The 16,215-nt window shown below is 71.2% G+C and carries 18 protein-coding genes; 9 read left to right on the top strand and 9 right to left on the bottom strand.

Features of this window, described 5'->3' with window-relative positions:
- Positions 1 to 211: 211 nt before the first annotated feature.
- The 5 genes from QWI33_RS19265 to QWI33_RS19245 form a co-directional block, all read right to left on the bottom strand.
- Positions 212 to 1,531 carry an ABC transporter ATP-binding protein gene (locus tag QWI33_RS19265; RefSeq protein WP_289958780.1) on the bottom strand — a complete coding sequence of 440 codons (1,320 nt, stop codon included), beginning with the start codon at positions 1,529 to 1,531 and terminating at the stop codon, positions 212 to 214.
- The gene (locus QWI33_RS19260) at positions 1,528 to 2,328 is read right to left on the bottom strand and encodes an ABC transporter permease (protein WP_289958779.1); all 801 of its coding nucleotides are present in this window, start codon (positions 2,326 to 2,328) and stop codon (positions 1,528 to 1,530) included. The genes QWI33_RS19265 and QWI33_RS19260 overlap by 4 nt, the downstream gene beginning before the upstream one ends.
- Before the next feature lie 14 nt (positions 2,329 to 2,342).
- A complete protein-coding gene (gene modA / locus QWI33_RS19255; protein WP_289958778.1) occupies positions 2,343 to 3,116 on the bottom strand; it encodes a molybdate ABC transporter substrate-binding protein in 774 nt (257 codons plus the stop codon).
- A gap of 17 nt (positions 3,117 to 3,133) precedes the next feature.
- Positions 3,134 to 3,529 (bottom strand): TOBE domain-containing protein, encoded by a 396-nt coding sequence (locus QWI33_RS19250; RefSeq protein WP_289958777.1) that lies wholly within the window; start codon positions 3,527 to 3,529, stop codon positions 3,134 to 3,136.
- 93 nt (positions 3,530 to 3,622) lie between these two features.
- A complete protein-coding gene (locus tag QWI33_RS19245) occupies positions 3,623 to 3,976 on the bottom strand; it encodes a metallopeptidase family protein (protein WP_289958776.1) in 354 nt (117 codons plus the stop codon).
- Between the two features lie 53 nt (positions 3,977 to 4,029).
- On the opposite strand from QWI33_RS19245, the gene serS reads away from it, so the two are divergent.
- Positions 4,030 to 5,289 (top strand): serine--tRNA ligase, encoded by a 1,260-nt coding sequence (gene serS, locus QWI33_RS19240; protein ID WP_289958775.1) that lies wholly within the window; start codon positions 4,030 to 4,032, stop codon positions 5,287 to 5,289.
- Positions 5,290 to 5,509: 220 nt separating this feature from the next.
- Here the strand turns inward: serS and QWI33_RS19235 are convergent, their stop codons facing one another.
- A complete protein-coding gene (locus QWI33_RS19235) occupies positions 5,510 to 5,881 on the bottom strand; it encodes a DUF488 domain-containing protein (RefSeq protein ID WP_289958774.1) in 372 nt (123 codons plus the stop codon).
- 130 nt (positions 5,882 to 6,011) lie between these two features.
- Here QWI33_RS19235 and QWI33_RS19230 point away from each other — a divergent pair, with 130 nt between their 5' ends.
- The 3 genes from QWI33_RS19230 to QWI33_RS19220 all read left to right on the top strand — a co-directional run bounded on the left by QWI33_RS19230 (position 6,012) and on the right by QWI33_RS19220 (position 9,269).
- Positions 6,012 to 6,899: an HAD family hydrolase gene (locus tag QWI33_RS19230; protein ID WP_289958773.1), complete on the top strand. Its 888-nt coding sequence runs from the start codon at positions 6,012 to 6,014 to the stop codon at positions 6,897 to 6,899.
- 121 nt (positions 6,900 to 7,020) lie between these two features.
- Complete coding sequence (locus tag QWI33_RS19225; RefSeq protein WP_289958772.1) at positions 7,021 to 7,848, top strand: HAD family hydrolase; 828 nt, start codon at positions 7,021 to 7,023, stop codon at positions 7,846 to 7,848.
- Positions 7,849 to 8,051: 203 nt separating this feature from the next.
- Complete coding sequence (locus QWI33_RS19220) at positions 8,052 to 9,269, top strand: cytochrome P450 (RefSeq protein WP_289958771.1); 1,218 nt, start codon at positions 8,052 to 8,054, stop codon at positions 9,267 to 9,269.
- 128 nt (positions 9,270 to 9,397) lie between these two features.
- Here the strand turns inward: QWI33_RS19220 and QWI33_RS19215 are convergent, their stop codons facing one another.
- The gene (locus QWI33_RS19215) at positions 9,398 to 11,047 is read right to left on the bottom strand and encodes an ABC-F family ATP-binding cassette domain-containing protein (protein WP_289958770.1); all 1,650 of its coding nucleotides are present in this window, start codon (positions 11,045 to 11,047) and stop codon (positions 9,398 to 9,400) included.
- Positions 11,048 to 11,132: 85 nt separating this feature from the next.
- Between QWI33_RS19215 and QWI33_RS19210 the strand changes: the two genes are divergently transcribed.
- A complete protein-coding gene (locus QWI33_RS19210; RefSeq protein WP_289958769.1) occupies positions 11,133 to 11,288 on the top strand; it encodes a hypothetical protein in 156 nt (51 codons plus the stop codon).
- 12 nt (positions 11,289 to 11,300) lie between these two features.
- Here the strand turns inward: QWI33_RS19210 and QWI33_RS19205 are convergent, their stop codons facing one another.
- Positions 11,301 to 12,176, bottom strand: coding sequence for an AraC family transcriptional regulator (locus tag QWI33_RS19205; RefSeq protein ID WP_289958768.1), 876 nt, complete (start codon positions 12,174 to 12,176; stop codon positions 11,301 to 11,303).
- Positions 12,177 to 12,295: 119 nt separating this feature from the next.
- On the opposite strand from QWI33_RS19205, the gene QWI33_RS19200 reads away from it, so the two are divergent.
- The 3 genes from QWI33_RS19200 (at position 12,296) to QWI33_RS19190 (ending at position 14,455) form a co-directional block, all read left to right on the top strand.
- Entirely contained in the window at positions 12,296 to 12,904 is a 609-nt protein-coding gene (locus QWI33_RS19200) for an NAD(P)H oxidoreductase (protein ID WP_289958767.1), read from the top strand.
- A gap of 90 nt (positions 12,905 to 12,994) precedes the next feature.
- Complete coding sequence (locus tag QWI33_RS19195; protein ID WP_289958766.1) at positions 12,995 to 14,254, top strand: cytochrome P450; 1,260 nt, start codon at positions 12,995 to 12,997, stop codon at positions 14,252 to 14,254.
- Positions 14,255 to 14,263: 9 nt separating this feature from the next.
- Positions 14,264 to 14,455 (top strand): ferredoxin, encoded by a 192-nt coding sequence (locus QWI33_RS19190; RefSeq protein ID WP_289958765.1) that lies wholly within the window; start codon positions 14,264 to 14,266, stop codon positions 14,453 to 14,455.
- 47 nt (positions 14,456 to 14,502) lie between these two features.
- Here QWI33_RS19190 and QWI33_RS19185 read toward each other — a convergent pair whose 3' ends face one another.
- Positions 14,503 to 15,150 (bottom strand): NAD(P)H-dependent oxidoreductase, encoded by a 648-nt coding sequence (locus QWI33_RS19185; RefSeq protein WP_289958764.1) that lies wholly within the window; start codon positions 15,148 to 15,150, stop codon positions 14,503 to 14,505.
- A 108-nt stretch (positions 15,151 to 15,258) separates the two neighbouring features.
- Here QWI33_RS19185 and QWI33_RS19180 point away from each other — a divergent pair, with 108 nt between their 5' ends.
- Positions 15,259 to 16,194 carry an AraC family transcriptional regulator gene (locus QWI33_RS19180; RefSeq protein WP_289958763.1) on the top strand — a complete coding sequence of 312 codons (936 nt, stop codon included), beginning with the start codon at positions 15,259 to 15,261 and terminating at the stop codon, positions 16,192 to 16,194.
- Positions 16,195 to 16,215: the final 21 nt, after the last annotated feature.

Below are 16,215 nucleotides of genomic sequence, written 5' to 3'. Positions count from 1 at the left end.
GGCGTTTTTGAAGCCGGAGAATACGGCCGTCCCCAGCCCCCACCCACCACTAGAGGGGAAGGACGGTAGGCCGATCCTCCCGCTCGGGTCCGACAAAACGAAGGGTTCCAGGCCACGTTGTCGCCCGATCGAGTGAACGAGCGCGAGCCGGGGTCGGCAGGCGTGCACATCGGCCTGATCAGGCGATCAGAGGCGAGGACGACGGCCGGGCTCAGGCCGGGTAGGTGCGGATCTCCGAGGCCTTCACCGTCGCCCAGACGCCGCGGCCCGGCTCGAGGCGGAGCTGGGCGGCCGCCGCGGGCGTCACGTCCGCAGCGGCCTTGAGCGGACCGTCGAGCTGGACGCGCACATTGTCGCCATGGCGGTGCACTCCCGAAACGGTCGCCCGCCAAGTGTTCCGGGGGCTGCCCTCAGGCCGCTCCGGGTACAGCGCGACGGCACTCGGCGGGAATGCGGCGAACGCCGGGCCGCTCAGCGGATCGGCCGCGACGAGGACCATCGGGCCTTCGGCCGGACCGGCCGCCACCGCGGTAGCGGGCCCGGAACCATCGTCGCCCCGGCCCGGCCCGGCCGCGGCGGCTACCGAGAGCCCGCCGTCGAGGACGACCTGGTTGCCTTCCGCCACTCCGCGATAGAGGTTCAGGCCGACCAGGCGCGCGATGTAGTCCGTGCGCGGGCGGGCGGTGACCGATTCGGCGTCGCCCTCCTGGACGGCCCGGCCGTCCTCGACCACGACGAGCCGGTCCGCGAGCATCAGCGCGTCCACCGGATCGTGCGTCACCACGATCGCCGGGCCCGTGTGGCCCGTCAGGTGCCTGTGGAGCTCCGCCCGGGTGTCGAGCCGGGTCCGGGCGTCCAGAGCCGCCAGCGGCTCGTCGAGGAGCAGCAGCGCGGGTTCGGACGCGAGCGCCCGGGCCAGCGCCACCCGCTGCGCCTGCCCGCCCGAGAGCTGCTTCGGGCGGCGCTTCCCGAACTCCTGCAAGCCGACCCGTTCGAGCCATTCGGCCGCGATCGCACGCGACTCGGCCCTGCCGAGCCCGCGCCTGCGGGGCCCGAACGCGATGTTGTCGGCCGCCGTCAGGTGGGGGAACAGCAGGTAGTCCTGGAAGACCACCCCGATCCGCCGCTCCTCCGGCGGCACCCACCGATCGCCCCGCCGGCCGCCGGCGACTCCGTCCGCCCTGCCCTGTTCGAACGCGTCCGAAAAGGGCTGTCGTACCCCCGTGTCAGGGTTGTCGTTCGGGGGCCCATCGATCTGCGACCCGCTTCGCGCTGCCCGCATCCGGCCCGGCTGCGATCCCGGCCGGTCCAGAACCTCGCCGTTCAACGCGATGTGGCCGTCCGACAGCTGCTCGAGTCCGGCCAGTGCCCGCAGGGCCGTGGTCTTGCCCGCGCCATTGGGCCCCAGCAGGGCCACGGTCTCACCGGGGGCGACGTGCAGCCGCAGGTCGAGCCGGAAGCCTCCGCGGTCCACGACCAGGTGCGCGTCCAGGCCCGCGGCCTGCCCGCCGGGGTCCGCCGCGGCGTTCACGGGGCCGCCGTCCAGCGGTCGCGCAGTGACGCCAGCACGATCACGGACACGGCCAGCAGGATCAGGCTGAGCACGATCGCGGCCTCCGGATCTGTCTGCAGCGCAAGGTAGACGGCGAGCGGCATCGTCTGGGTGCGGCCCGGGAAGTTCCCGGCGAACGTGATCGTCGCCCCGAATTCGCCGAGCGCGCGCGCCCAGCACAGCACCGCCCCGGCGAGCACGCCCGGCGCGACCATCGGCAGGGTCACGTGCGTGAACACGGTCCACCGCCCCGCGCCGAGGGTCGCGGCGGCCTCCTCGAAGCGGATGTCGGCCCCGCGCAGCGCGCCTTCGACCGAGACCACGAGGAACGGCATCGACACGAAGGTCATCGCCAGTACGACCGCGGTGGTCGTGAACGGGATCGTGACGTCGAACCGCTCGTGCAGCCACGACCCGAGGATCCCGTTGCGGCCGAACACGAGCAGCAGTGCCACGCCGCCGACCACGGGCGGGAGCACGAGCGGCACGGTCACCAGGGCGCGCAGGACGCTGCGGCCGGGGAACTCGCCGCGGGCGAGCAGCCAGGCGATCGGGATGCCGAAGCACAGCGAGAGCGCGGTCGCGGCGGTCGCGGTGAGCAGTGAGAGCCGCAGGGCCGCGAGCATTTCGGGTTCGGCGAGGCGGGCCGGGAGTTCGGTCCAGGGGGCGCGGGCGAGCAGGCCGAGGAGCGGAAGGATCAGGAACACCAGGCCGGCGATGGCGGGCGCCAGCAGCGCGGCCGGGACGCGGCGTCGGCGGGTTCGCTTGGCGGGCATGGTGTTCCCCGTCGCTACCGGTCGCCGTCGGGCGCTTGGAACCCGGCGGTCTCGAGCACCGCCTGGCCGGCGTCGGACTGGACGTAGGCGATGAACTCGGCCGCGAGGTCGGGGTTGTCGGCCTCGTCCAGCACCGCGATCGGGTAGGAGTTGACGGCCGAGTCGGACTCGGGGAACTCGACGCCGTCGACGCCGCCCCGGGCGGCGATGACATCGGTGCGGTAGACCAGCGCGGCGTCGACTTCGCCCATCGCGAGCTTCGCCAGCGTCGCCTTGACGTCGGGCTCGTAGGTGGACGGGTCGATCGATGCGCCGGAGGCCGCGATCGCGGTCTGGGCGGCGGCGCCGCAGGGCACCTCCTCGGCGCAGACGGCGACCGAGAGGCCGGCGAGGTCCTGGAGGCCGGTGACGCCGTCCGGATTGCCCTCGGGGACGGCGATGACGAGCTGGTTGCGGGCGAAGACCTCGGGCTCCGCGACGGTGCCCGCGTCGACCGCGGCGGCCATCGTGGTCGCATCGGCGGCGGCGAAGACGTCGCCTGGTGCGCCTTCGTTGATCTGGACGGCGAGCGCGGCGCTCCCGCCGAAGTTGAACAGGATGCCGTTGTCGGGGTGCTCCTCCTCGAACTCGTCGGCGATCAGGTTGAAGGCCTTGGTGAGCGAGGCGGCGGCGAAGACGGTGAGGACGTTGTTCTTGTCCTCTTCCGGGCTGCACGCGGTGAGGGTGAGGAGCGCAGTGGCGAGCGCCGCGACGGCGGCGAGGGGGCGGCGGACGGTGGCGGTGCGCAATCGGACTCCCGGGGGGCTCAATGGTCGGGTCGTTCGACGACCACGTTCGTGGACTTGACGACGGCGGTTCCCAGCGAGCCGACCTCGAGCCCGAGTTCGTCGACCGCCTCGCGGCTCATCAGCGAGACCACGCGGAACGGCCCGACCTGCAGGTCGACTTGTGCCATGACCTGGTCTTTGGTGATCGCGGTGACGATGCCGCGCAGGCGGTTCCGGGCCGAGGACGATCCGGCTCCCGTGTCGGGGGCGCTGGCCCGTTCGCGCGCGAATGCGGCGAGGTCGGCGCCCGGGATCGACCGCTGCCCCTGCTCGTCGCGGGAGGCGGCGAGGCGCCCGGAGTCGATCCAGCGCCTGACCGTGTCGGCGGAGACCCCGAGCAGTTCGGCGGCCTCTCCGATGCGAAACGTCGTCACGAAGTCAGTCTAACCTCGCGGGTGCGAGGCACAACAGCCTTCTGGGCTCGTATTTACGCGGCCGTTACGGGGTGGATCGACGCAGATGCGGTGCTAACCCCAGCCGAGTTCGTGGAGGCGGTGCTCCTCGATCCCGAAGTGGTGGGCGATCTCGTGCACCACGGTCACGGCCACCTCGTCGACCACTTCCTTCACGGTCGCGCACATCCGCAGCGTCGGCCCCCGGTAGATCGTGATCGTGTCGGGCAGGACCCCGCCGTACTCCCAGCCGCGGTCCGTCAGCGCCGTTCCCTGATACAGGCCCAGCAGGTCCTTCTCGGGCCCCTCGGGCTCCTCCTCCACGAGGATCACGACGTTGTCGAGCATCGCCATCAGCTCCTGCGGCACCGCGTCCAGCGCGTCGGACACCGCCGCCTCGAATTCCGCCTCGCCCATATCGACCGCCACACGCCCACAATATGCGCTCGGGGCCGAGGTGGACCGGCCGGTAATCTGGTCACGTGATTGATCTGCGTGCACTGCGAGACAACCCGGACGCCTACCGCGACAGCCAGCGCAAGAGGGGTGCCTCCGTCGAGGCCGTCGACGCCCTCCTCTCCGCCGACGCCGACCACCGCAGTGCCCTCCAATCCTTCGAGACGCTCCGCGCCGAGCAGAAGGGCCTGGGCAAGCGGATCGCCGGCGCCGCCGCCGAGGAGCGCCAGGCGCTGCTCGACCGCACGAAGACCCTCTCGGAGGAGGTCAAGGCCGCCGAGCTCACGGTGACCGCGACGGCCGCCGCGTTCGACGCGGCCGGGAAGGCCATCCCCAACCTGGTGGCCGAGGGCGCGCCCGCCGGCGGCGAGGACGACTACATCGTGCTGCGCGAGGTCGGCGAGAAGCCCGAGATCGAGGACCCGAAGGACCACCTCGAGATCGGCACGGCCCTCGGCCTGCTCGACACCGAGCGCGGCGCGAAGACCTCAGGCGCCCGCTTCTACTACCTCACCGGCGACGGTGCGCTGCTGCAGCTCGCCATGCTCAACCTGGCGATCCAGCAGGCGGTCGAGACCGGCTTCACGCCGATGATCCCGCCGGTGCTCGTGCGCCCGGAGGCCATGGAGGGCACCGGTTTCCTCGGTGAGCACGCCGACGAGATCTACTACCTCGAGCGCGACGAGATGTACCTCGTGGGTACTTCGGAGGTGCCGCTCGCGGCGTACCACTCGGGGGAGAACCTGGGCGAGCTGACCGCGCCGCGCCGGTACGCGGGCTGGTCGTCGTGCTTCCGCCGCGAGGCGGGGTCGTACGGCAAGGACACCAAGGGCATCATCCGGGTGCACCAGTTCGACAAGGTCGAGATGTTCTCGTTCTGCAAGCCCGAGGACGCCGAGGCCGAGCACGAGAAGTTGCTGTCCTATGAGGAGCAGATGCTGCAGAAGATGGAGCTGCCCTACCGGGTCATCGACGTCGCCGCGGGCGACCTCGGCACCTCGGCGTCGCGCAAGTTCGACTGCGAGGCGTGGGTGCCCACGCAGGGCCGGTACCGGGAGCTGACCTCGACCTCGAACTGCACCACCTTCCAGGCGCGGCGCCTCAACGTGAAGTACCGCGACGAGCAGGGCCGGAACGCGGTGGCGGCGACCTTGAACGGGACGCTGGCGACCACGCGCTGGCTGGTGGCGATCCTCGAGAACCACCAGCGGCCGGACGGTTCGGTGGCGGTGCCGAAGGCGCTGCAGCCGTTCCTCGGCAAGGACGTGCTCGAACCGAAGAAGTAGCGCGATACGTGAGCGGCCCGCCGGTCTGGTGACCGGCGGGCCGTGTGCGTTCGGGAGTTTCCGGTTGTTTTGGCGACCCGACCAACCTGTGGGCCCCCGGTCTCAAAGCCTGACATGGGGGTCCGACAGTGTCGGCGTGTCGGTTTTCGCCGGGAGCCCCTACGATTCTGCGGGCCCCCGGTTCAACGAACCTGGCATAGGGGTCCGACAGGATCGAAGGCTATTCGGGTTCGGACTGCTGCTCTTCGAGCCAGGCCTTCAGGACCAGTGCGTGGTTCACCTCTGGGTCCTTGGCGGCGTAGAGGAGGGTCACCGGGCCCGTTCTCGCCGCTTCCAGGAGCGGTTCGGCGCGCTCGGGGTGGCCGTCGAGCTCGCTGCGGTAGCGGCCGGTGAACTCCTCGAAGCGGTCGGCCATGTGGCCGAACCAGATCCGCAGGTTCGGCGACGGCGCGGCGTCCTGCGCCCAGGTGACCCCCTCGAGGTCCTCCTTGCTGACGCCGCGCGGCCACAGCCGGTCGACCAGGAAGACCGCCCCGGCCCGCTGCGGGTCCGCGCGGTAGTCGTAGACGCGTTCGATCATGATCTCGCCCATAGACGAACCGTATGCCGCAAGCCGCCCCTGTGGGTGGGTTTGGTGTGATTGCAGCTTGTCATGAGCGCGGCGGCGTGAGTTCAAACCCTCGGTACCCTGCTGTTCACTCAAGCGGCGCTACGGTTGAGGCGTGCCAGACACCGCCCTGACCCCCGCCCCCGCCGAGCCCCGCCGGACGCCGCCGAAACTGGTGGCGGTCGACCTCGACGGCACCGTGGTGGACTACCACGAGACGAAGAGCGTCAAGCCCGGCGGCGGCACGCCGTCGACCAGGCCCAGCCGCGCGGTGATCGACGCCCTCCAGGCCGTCCGCGACGCGGGCGTGCCCGTCGCCGTCGTCACCGGCCGCGCCATCTGGGGCGCCGTCCGCACCGCCGACGACCTGGGGCTCGACGAGGGCTTCGCTTCCGCCTCGCACGGCGCCGGCGAATACGACCTCGGCGCCCGCGCGATCTCGCACCAGGCCACCGTGGACGCCGCCGTCGCGGTCGAAGCGCTGATCGCCTCCAACCCGTCCGTCGAGTTCGCGGTGGAGTGGGACCTGGAGGGCTGGTGGCACACCAAGGGCTTCCGCCGCGACTTCCCCGCCCGCTGGGCCGGGGAGATCACCGTCGAGGAGCTGGTCTCGCGCCCGGCCCCGCGGCTGGTCGCCCGCGTCGACTCCACCAACGCCTACGGCGGGCCCGTGCGCTGCCCGCAGGCGATGCGCCTCGCCGCCGGTGCGGCCCTCGACACCGCGGACTACCACGTGGAGGTCGGATACAACGGCTGGGTCGACATCGGACCCCCCGGGATCAGCAAGGCCACCGGCATCGCCCGTATCGCGGCCCACTACGGCGTATCATCGTCCGACACCGTCGTCTTCGGCGACGCCCACAACGACTTGACGATGTTCGCGTGGGCGGGCTGGTCCGTGGCGATGGGCCAGGCGGCCCCTGACGTGCGGGCCGCAGCCGACGAGGTCGCCCCCTCGGTGTGGGAGGACGGGGTGGCGAAGGTGCTGTCGCGGTGGTTCTGACGGCCGCCGCGCCGCCCGGGCCCAAGCGGGCCAACGGCTCCGCATCGACCGATGCGGCAGTGCCTCCCCACGGGCGGCGTCCACGGCCGGCGGACTGCAGCGAGACGACCTAGGAGGACACATGATCCAGCTGGACCGGGCACCTCGACTCGTGGCGACGGACCTTGACGGCACCGTCGTCCGCTCCGACGAGACCGTCTCCCCGCGCACCATGGCCGCGCTCAAGCGCCTCGCCGCCGCGGGCGTCATCCTCGTGGGCGCCACCGGCCGCGGACCGCGGCTGATCGATCTGTGCCGCAACGACATCCCCTCCGCCGACTTCCTCGTGCTCGGTCAGGGCGCGTTCGTCTACGAATGCCGCTACGACGACACGGTGGTCCAGCTCGCCGACCGCTCCGTCGAAGGCTCGGTGCTCCTGGAGGCGCTCCGCCTGATCGAGGCCGAGGTCGGCCCCGTGCGGGCGCTCGCCGAGCCGGCCGACCCCGCGCGGCACATCACCGGCGACGCCATGCCCGACTGGCCGTGGACGGCCGTCACCCTGGAGACCGCGCCCCGCGAGATCGCCTTCACCGGGCCGATGGTCAAGGGCTACTTCGTGTCCGACGAGTACACCGGCCCTGAGCTGCTGGTCGCCGCGAAGGACGTCATCGACCCCTCGCTCGTCACCGTCACCGAGTCCGGCGTGGGCATGCTCGAGGTCTGCCCCGTGGGCGTGACCAAGGCCGCCGGGATCCAGGTCGTGCTCGACAAGTTCGGCATCGACTGGTCCGATGTGCTCGTCTTCGGCGACGCCACGAACGACCTGAGCATGATGGAGGCCGCCGGCCACTCCGTCGCGATGCCCAACGGCCACCCGTGGGTCCAGGCCGCCGCGACCGAGATCGCCCCCGCGGGCAACAACGACGACGGGGTCGCCCAGTACATCGAGGCGCTCCTCGAACTCCCGTAGGCCACGGGCACACCCGTGCGCACGATCCGTGTCGGGTTACTGACAGGAGCGCGTGGAGCCGTTGCGCGCCAGCGCGTCCGGCCATAAGCTCCGATGTGGTGGGGACCACGAAGCCGTGATCGGCGGCGGTGCGGGCGCAAAGCGCTGCGCCGCAACCGATCGGGGGCTTCGGCGACCGTGCTGCCGCACTCCCAGGAGTTCCCATGGTTTCAGAAGACCTCGCCGCAGAGCACGACCTGCCCTTCGGCATGCCGTACCGGCGGGAGACCCGCTACGACCCGCCGACCGCGCTCATGGACCTGCAGTCGCAGCCGCTGCGGCCCATCAGGTACTACCCCGACGGCGTCGAAGGCTGGCTCGTCACCGGGCACGCCGAGGGCCGCAAGGTCCTCGCCGACCCGCGCTTCGCCACCGGGGAGCGGTTCACCCGCTCGCCCACGGAGCTCCCGCACGTGTTCGTGTCGATCTCGGAGCAGGTCCCGCCCGGGTTCTTCCTGTTCTTCGACCCGCCCGAGCACACCCGGTTGCGCCGCAAGGTGACCGGTGTCTTCACCGTCAAGCGGATGAAGGACCTGGAGCCGCGCATCGCGGACATCGTCGACGGGCGCATCGCGGCCTTGCGCGCGGCCGGTCCCGGCGCGGACCTGGTGCGCGAGTTCGCCCTTCCCGTGCCCTCGCTGGTGATCTGCGAGATGCTCGGCGTCCCCTACGCCGATCGGGACGCGTTCCAGCGGAACTCGGCCGACATGCTCGACCTCTCCCGCTCGGTCGAGGAGCGCAACAAGTCGATGGCCGAGCTGTTCGGCTACCTCATGGCGCTCGTCCCGGCCAAGCGCGCCGAGCCCGGGGACGACATGTTCAGCGTGCTGGCCGCCGACCCCGAGATCCACGAGGTCGAGGCCGCCGGCATCGCACTGATCCTGCTGGTTGCCGGGCACGAGACGACGGCGAACATGCTCGCCCTGGGCACGTTCGCGCTGCTCGAGCACCCGGCCCAGCTGGCGCGGCTGCGCGGCGAGCCGGGCCTCATGCCCGCCGCGGTCGAGGAGCTGCTGCGGTACCTCACGGTGGCGCACAACGGGATCATGCGCATCGCGAAGGAGGACGCGGAGATCGACGGCCGCCGCATCCGGGCGGGCCAGCATGTGACCGTGGTGCTCCAGGCGGCCAACCGCGACCCGCACAAGTACGAGGCGCCCGGCGTGCTCGACATCGGGCGGGACGCCCAGGGACACATGGCGTTCGGGCACGGCGTCCACCAGTGCGTGGGCCAGCAGCTGGCGCGCGTGGAGATGCGCATCGGCTTCGCGAAGCTCATCGAGGCGTTCTCCGAGCTGCGGCTGGCCGTGCCGTCCGAGGAGATCCCGATGCGCAGCGACATGGCCGTGTACGGGGTCCACACGCTGCCCGTCACCTGGTAGCCGGCGCCGTTTCCACTGGTCTGCAACGCGAGTGCCCTGAGCGGGCCGCAGACCGGCTCTCCCCCTTAGGGGGTCACGATCGCGCGGCCGGGTCGCCGTTCCACCAGCGGCGTCCCGGCCGCGCCCGCTCAGCGCACGTCCCAGACCGGCTCGTCCGACTCGATGACTTCGCCGTCGTTCTGGAAGACCACGAAGCGGTCGAAGCCGCGCGTGAACCAGCGGTCGTGGGTGACGGCGAGGACGGTGCCGTCGAAGGCCTTGAGGCCCTGCTCGAGAGCTTCGGCCGAGGCGAGGTCGAGGTTGTCCGTGGGCTCGTCCAGGAGCAGGCAGGTCGCGCCGGAGAGCTCGAGCATGAGCACCATGAACCGCGCCTGCTGGCCGCCCGAGAGCGTCTTGAAGTCCTGTTCGGACTGTCCGGTGAGCTCGTAGCGGTTGAGCGCGCTCATGGCCTTCGACCGGTCGAGCGAGGGCCGGTCCTCGTCGCCCTCCCAGAGGATCTCGCGCAGGGTGCGGCCGTCGAACTCCGGATGCTCGTGCGTCTGCGAGAAGTGACCGGGGTAGACGCGGGCGCCCAGTCGGGCGATCCCGGAGTGCCGCACCGGTTCCAGGCTGCGCTTCGCGGCGAGCCCGGCCTCCGGGTCGGAGCCGCCCTGCGCGAGCAGGCGCAGGAAGTGGCTCTTGCCGGTCCCGTTGGCGCCCAGTACGGCGACGCGGTCGCCGTACCAGACCTCGAGGTCGAACGGGAACGTCAGGTCCTCCAGCTCCAGCTGCTCGCAGATGACGGCGCGCTTGCCGGTCCGCCCGCCTTCGAGCTTCACGCGGATGTCCTGGTCTCGCGGCGGCGAGGGCGGCGGCCCGGCCTCCTCGAACTTCTGCAGGCGCGTCTGGGCGGCCCGGTACCGGGAGGCCATGTCGGAGTTGTACGCGGCCTTGTTCTTGTACATGAGCATGAGTTCGCGCAGCTTCTTGTGCTCCTCGTCCCAGCGGCGCCGCAGTTCTTCGAACCGCTCGTGGCGCGACGCGCGGGCGTCGTGCCAGGTCGCGAACCCGCCGCCGTGCGTCCAGGTCGTGCCGGCCTCGAGCGTCACGATCGAACTCGCGGCGTTCGCGAGCACCTCGCGGTCGTGCGAGACGAACAGGATCGACTTGTCCGAGTCGCGGATCGCCTGCTCCAGTTCGCGCTTGGCGGGCACGTCGAGGAAGTTGTCAGGCTCGTCGAGCACCAGGACCTCGTCGCGGCCCTGCAGGAGCAGTTGGAGCGCGAACCGCTTCTGCTCGCCGCCCGAGAGCGTCCTGAGGGGACGGTTCTTGACCGCTTCCCAGGGCTGCCTGAGGATCGCGACCGCGACCGTGTCGCAGAGCACGTCGAACTCGTAGCCGCCGGCCTCGCCCCAGTCGGCGAGGGCCTGCGCGTACGCGAGCTGGTCCTTCTCCGTGCCGTCCGAGGAGGCCATGCGGGCCTCGGCCTTCGCCAGCCGCGCGGCCACGAGGCGCACCGGCGGCGGCGCGAGGTCCACAGCGAGGTGGCGCAGTGGCCGCTCGCCTTCGCGCATGCCCACCAGCTGGCGCATGACGCCGAGCCCGCCCGAGTGCGCGACGGTGCCCGCGTCCGGTGCGAGCAATCCGGTGACGATGTTCAGCAGCGTGGTCTTGCCCGCGCCGTTCGCGCCGATGAGGGCGACTTTCGCGCCTTCGCCGACACGGAACGACACCTCATCGAACAATGTGGTGCCGTCGCTGAGGCCGTACCGCACGCCCGAGAGGTCTACGTATCCCATGCGTTGATTCTGTGCGGCTAACGGCACTGCGTCAAAGTCATTTGGTGTGTTGGATTCGGTGGGGTCCACTGCCTACGCTGGACGCATGAACGACACCCCTGACCGGAACGAACCCGGGCGGCAGCGCAGGCGCTTCTGGCGCCCGAGCTCGGCGAGCGAATGGGTCGAGCTGGCGATCTACGTCTTCTTCGCCCTCATCGCACTGCTGGCCGGCGTCGGCTGGCTCGTCGCACGGCTGTGACCGCCGTCGATGTCACCGGCGCCGCTGCGACCGGTAGTCGCGGGGGCTCAGCCCCCGGTGGCGTTTGAACGCGGTGGAGAACGCGAACGCGTCGCGGTAGCCGACCGCGGCGGCGGCCGCCGCCACCGGGACCTCCGGATCGGCGAGCAGGTCGGCGGCGAGCTCCATGCGGCGCTCGGCCACGTACCGCAGCGGCGGCTGCGCCATGACCTCGGTGAAGCGCTTGGCGAAGTGCGCGCGCGAGACGTTCGCGCGGGCGGCGAGCGACGCCACGGTCCACGCCCGGTCGGGGTGGCGGTGGATCGCCTCGAGCGCGGGGCCGGTGACGGGGTCGAGCGCGCCCAGGTACCAGCCGGGCGCGTCCGCCTCCTGGCGCTCGAACCAGCAGCCGAGGGTGCACACGAGCCCCCAGTCGAGGATGCGGTCGAGCATGGCCTGCCCGCCGGGCGCCTGCGCCCGGGTGAGGGCGTCGCGCATGGAGTGGAGCCAGAGCACGTCCTCGACCTCCTCGTCGAGGACGAGCGCTGCGGGGAGCGCGCGCAGGAGCCGCTGGTGCCGGGCGCTCGCGGGACGGTAGGTCCCGGCGATGAGGACGTCCCGTTCGCCTTGCGGCGCTTCGCTTATCGGTAGAGCGGCGATCGGACGGTCTAGTGTGGAGCGGTCGTCGGCGAGTTCGAACGGTTCGCGGACGATCGCGGTGGAGCCGGGGGCGAGCGGGCGGATCGTGCCGTCGCGCAGGACGAGTTCGGCGCTCCCGGCGACGAGGGTGACCATCGTCAGCGGCGCGTCGCCATCGAAGCGCAGGCGCCACGGCGGGTCGAGTGCGGCCTGGTGCACGGCCGCGCCCTCGGCGCGGAGGTCGGCGAGCATGTCGCTGAGCGGGTCCATGCCGCAACGGTAGACGATCGCGAAGGTTTCGCCGCCTCTCGACCATGGTCCGTCCACGAAATGCGGGCTGTACTGAAGGGGCGCCGCCGCTGCGGCGGCGCCACCGGAAGGAGACCCGCATGGACAGGCCCACGGCCCTCGTCGTTTTCGCCCACCACCGCGCCGATGCGCTCACGGCGGTCCTCGCCCGCCGCGCCGCGGACCGCATCGAGGCCGCCGGATATCGCGTCGACCTGCTCGACCTGCACGCCGAGGGGTTCGACCCCCGCAACCGGGTCGAGGACGAGCCCGACTACGGCGACCGCGACAAGCGGTACTCGCCGGAGGTGCACGCTCACGCCGGGCGGCTGCTGGCCGCCGATCTCGTCGCCGTCGTGTTCCCGGTGTGGTGGTTCGGCCTGCCCGCCTTGCTCAAAGGCTGGATCGACCGGGTCTGGAACTACGGGCTCACCTACGGGCGGCGCGAGAAGCCCATGGCGGGCAAGCGGATGCTGTGGCTCGGCCTGGCCGGGCTCGCCGAGGACGACCCGAACTCGGACCTCACCCGCGCGCTCCTCGACGGGGCGCTGCGGCGCGGGATCAGCGAGTTCTGCGACGTCACGGACGTGCACACCGAGGCCCTGTTCGACAGTGAGGCGAAGGGCCTGGAGGGCGCGGAGCGGGCGCGCCACTACGCGGCCCTGCTCGCCCGCGCGGACGGGGCGGTCGACAAACTGCTCGCCGGGTGAGGGGCGGCTTGCACGATCCACGTATATACGTATAGCCTATATATACGTAGATCGTGCGAGCCGCGATCGACCACCACCGAGGAGGCACCCGTGTCAGCACCCGACAGAACTCCCGAAACCAGCACTCCCGACGGCACCGAAGCGGCGGTGCCCTACGGCATCCCACTCGAACGCGACCACCCGTTCGACCCGCCCGCCGCCGTCATGGCCCTGCACCGCGGGTCCGAGATGCGGCGGATGCGCTACTACCCCGAGGGCCGCCTGGGCTGGCTCGTCACCAGCCACCGCCTCGCCCGCAAGGTCCTGGCCGACACCCGGTTCAGCTCCACGCTCGGCAGCCCGGCGCAGGTGCCGATCCCGATGCCCGGCCTCGAGGGCTACCTCGACTTCGAAGGCGACTTCCCGCTCACCCCCGGCATGTTCATCGAGATGGACCCGCCCGACCACACCCGCCTGCGCCGCAAACTCACCGGCGTGTTCACCGTCAAGCGCATGAAGCAGCTCGAACCGCGCATCGCCGCGCACGTCCAGGACCGCCTCGACGCCCTCGCCGCCGGGCCCAGACCCGCCGACCTCGTCGCCGACTTCGCGGTCCCCGTGCCCGCCATGATGATCTGCGAACTGCTCGGCGTCCCCTACGACCAGCGCGAACGCTTCGAAGCCGACAGCCGGGCGATCTTCACCACCGACGAGACCGGCGAGGGCAAGCAGGCCGCGATACTGAACCTCTTCGCATTTCTCGGCGAGCTGGTCGCGGCCAAGCGGGCGAACCCCACGGACGACCTGCTCTCCGACCTCGCCGCCGATGCGGAGCTCGACGACAACGAGGTGGCGGGCATGGCGATCCTGCTGCTCGTCGCGGGGCACGAGACGACCGCGAAGATGCTCGCCCTGGGCACCATGGCGCTCCTGGAGAACCGGGACCAGTGGGAGCTGCTGCGCGCGCGGCCCGAGCTGATGGCCGGCGGCGTCGAGGAGCTGCTGCGCTACCTCACGATCATCCACACCGGACTCATTCGGCAGGTGAAGGAGGACATGGAGTTCGAGGGGCACCTGATCAAGGCCCGCGAGTACGTCACGGTGTCCGTCCAGACCGCGAACCGGGACGAGGCGCACTTCATCGAGCCCGACAAGCTGGACGTGACCGGGGACGCCAAGGGACACTTGACGTTCGGGCACGGCGTGCACCAGTGCCTGGGGCAGCAGCTGGCGCGCATGGAGATGCGCATCGCGTTCGCCGGGCTCATCGAGCGGTTCCCGGGCCTGCGGCTGGCCGTTCCCGCCGCGGAGGTGCCGCTGGTGACCGGGCAGAGCTTCTACGGCGTCGCCGAACTGCCGGTGACCTGGTAAGGAGGAGTCATGGTGAGGATCATCGCCGACACGGAGGCGTGCGCGAGTTCGGGCATGTGCGCGCTGACCGCGCCCGGCTACTTCGACCAGGACGACGAGGACGGCCGGGTCGTGCTCCTCGCCGATGAGGCCGAGGACTGCGACGGCGAGGTGGCCGACGCGGTGCGCCTGTGCCCCGCCGGGGCGCTGCGACTGGCGTGAGCGCGGCCCGGTACCCCTTGCCTTGCAAGGGGTACCGGGCCTGCCCGCTACGCCAGGAACTTCTCGAGGCGTTCGACGGTACGCCGTTCGAGCGCCTGGTAGTGGGCGGTGCGCTGCTCGCCCGTGAGCGCCTCGCCCTTGGTGAAGTTGCCGGCGGGGTCGACGATCTGCGGTTCGCCCTCGGCGTCGGGCAGGATCTCGACGGCGGCGTCGGTGATCCCGTTGTAGTACGAGATGCCTTCGCGCAGGGTGAGGTCGAGGATGTTCTGGAGCGACGCCCAGTACTCGTCGCCCTCGGTTGCGCCGGCCGTGCCGATCCACAGCATCCGCTTCCCGGCGAGGCGGGGCTTGCTGCGGCCGTATGAGAAGCCGTAGTTCCAGACCCGGTCGATCCAGCCCTTGAGGAGGGCGGGCGGGGCGTTCCAGTAGACCGGGAACACCGGGATGATCAGGTCGGCGGCGAGGATGCGGTCCATATGGGACTGCGTCTCGGGGGAGTAGGCCTTGTCGCGGTCGTCCCAGTCGGGCTGGTCCGCGGTGTTCATGCGGGGGTCGAACCCCTCGGCCTGCAGGTTGAGCAGGTCGATCGCGTACCCGGCGGTTTCGAGGCGGGCGGCCACGACGTCGCCGAGGCGGGCGGTGAGGGAGTCGGCGCGGTGGTGTGCGACGACGACGAGGGCGGTTTTCGCGGTCATGGTGTGCTCCAGGTGGTCTCGGTGCCTGGTGTCCAGTACAGCCTCGATTCGCTGGACGCGCGATGGCCGTGGCGCTCCGATCCATGCGAGTTCGTCTACGATCGGGGGATGGACCCGCTCAGTGAACTCCTCGGTGGCATCCGCGCTGAAGGCGCGATCCTCAGCGACGCGATCCTCAAGGCCCCGTGGGTGGTCAGCTTCGACGACCGCGCCCCGCTCACCATGGTCACGGTGGCGCGCGGCGGCGGCGTCATCATGCTGGCCGACGGCACCCGCGTCGAGCTCAAGGCCGGGCAGACGGCGGTCGTGAGCGGCGGCGAACCGTTCAAGATGGCCGATGAGGCCGCGTCCGTGGACCGCCCGCACCTCGACTACTGGCTCACCTGCTTCGACCCCGAGGCGTGCGCCGAGCTGCCGAGCCCCGCGCCCCTCAACGCGAACGGCGAGGCCACGGCCCTGTTCGTGGGCGCCTACCGCGCTTCGGGCCGCCGCCACGAACGCCTCCTGCGCGCCCTCCCGCCGGTCCTGGTGGTCGACGACGACTCCGACATCTGCGTGTGGCTCGACGCCTGCGTGATCGACATCGGCAGCCGCAAGCCCGGCACGCAGGCGTTCATCGACCGCCTCTTCGACTGGGGCCTGGTCTGCACGCTGCGCACCTGGTTCGACCAGCAGGGCCGCTCGGCCCCGGTCTGGTACCGCGGCTTCTCCGACCCCGTGGCCGGACCGGCGCTCGAGGCCATCCACACGCGACCCGAGAACCCGTGGACGGTGGCCGACCTCGCGGGCGAAGCGGGCGTCTCCCGCGCGCTGCTCGCCAAGCGCTTCAACGAGATCATGGGCGAACCGCCCCTGACCTACCTGACCGAATGGCGCATGCAGCTCGCCGAAGAACTCCTCGCGGACCCCGACCTCACCGTCGCCCAGGTCGCCCGCAGGATCGGCTACGCCGACCAGTTCGGGTTCAGCAACGCCTTCAAACGCCGAAAAGGCAAGAGCCCCAGCGAATACCGCAAGATCGAGAAGACCGCCGCCGCGGTCTGACCACGGCAGGGGCTGCCCGCG

Source organism: Glycomyces tritici (genome assembly GCF_030403505.1).
Note: the sequence above shows the minus strand (reverse complement) of the source record. Positions and strands in the feature narration are given on the sequence as shown.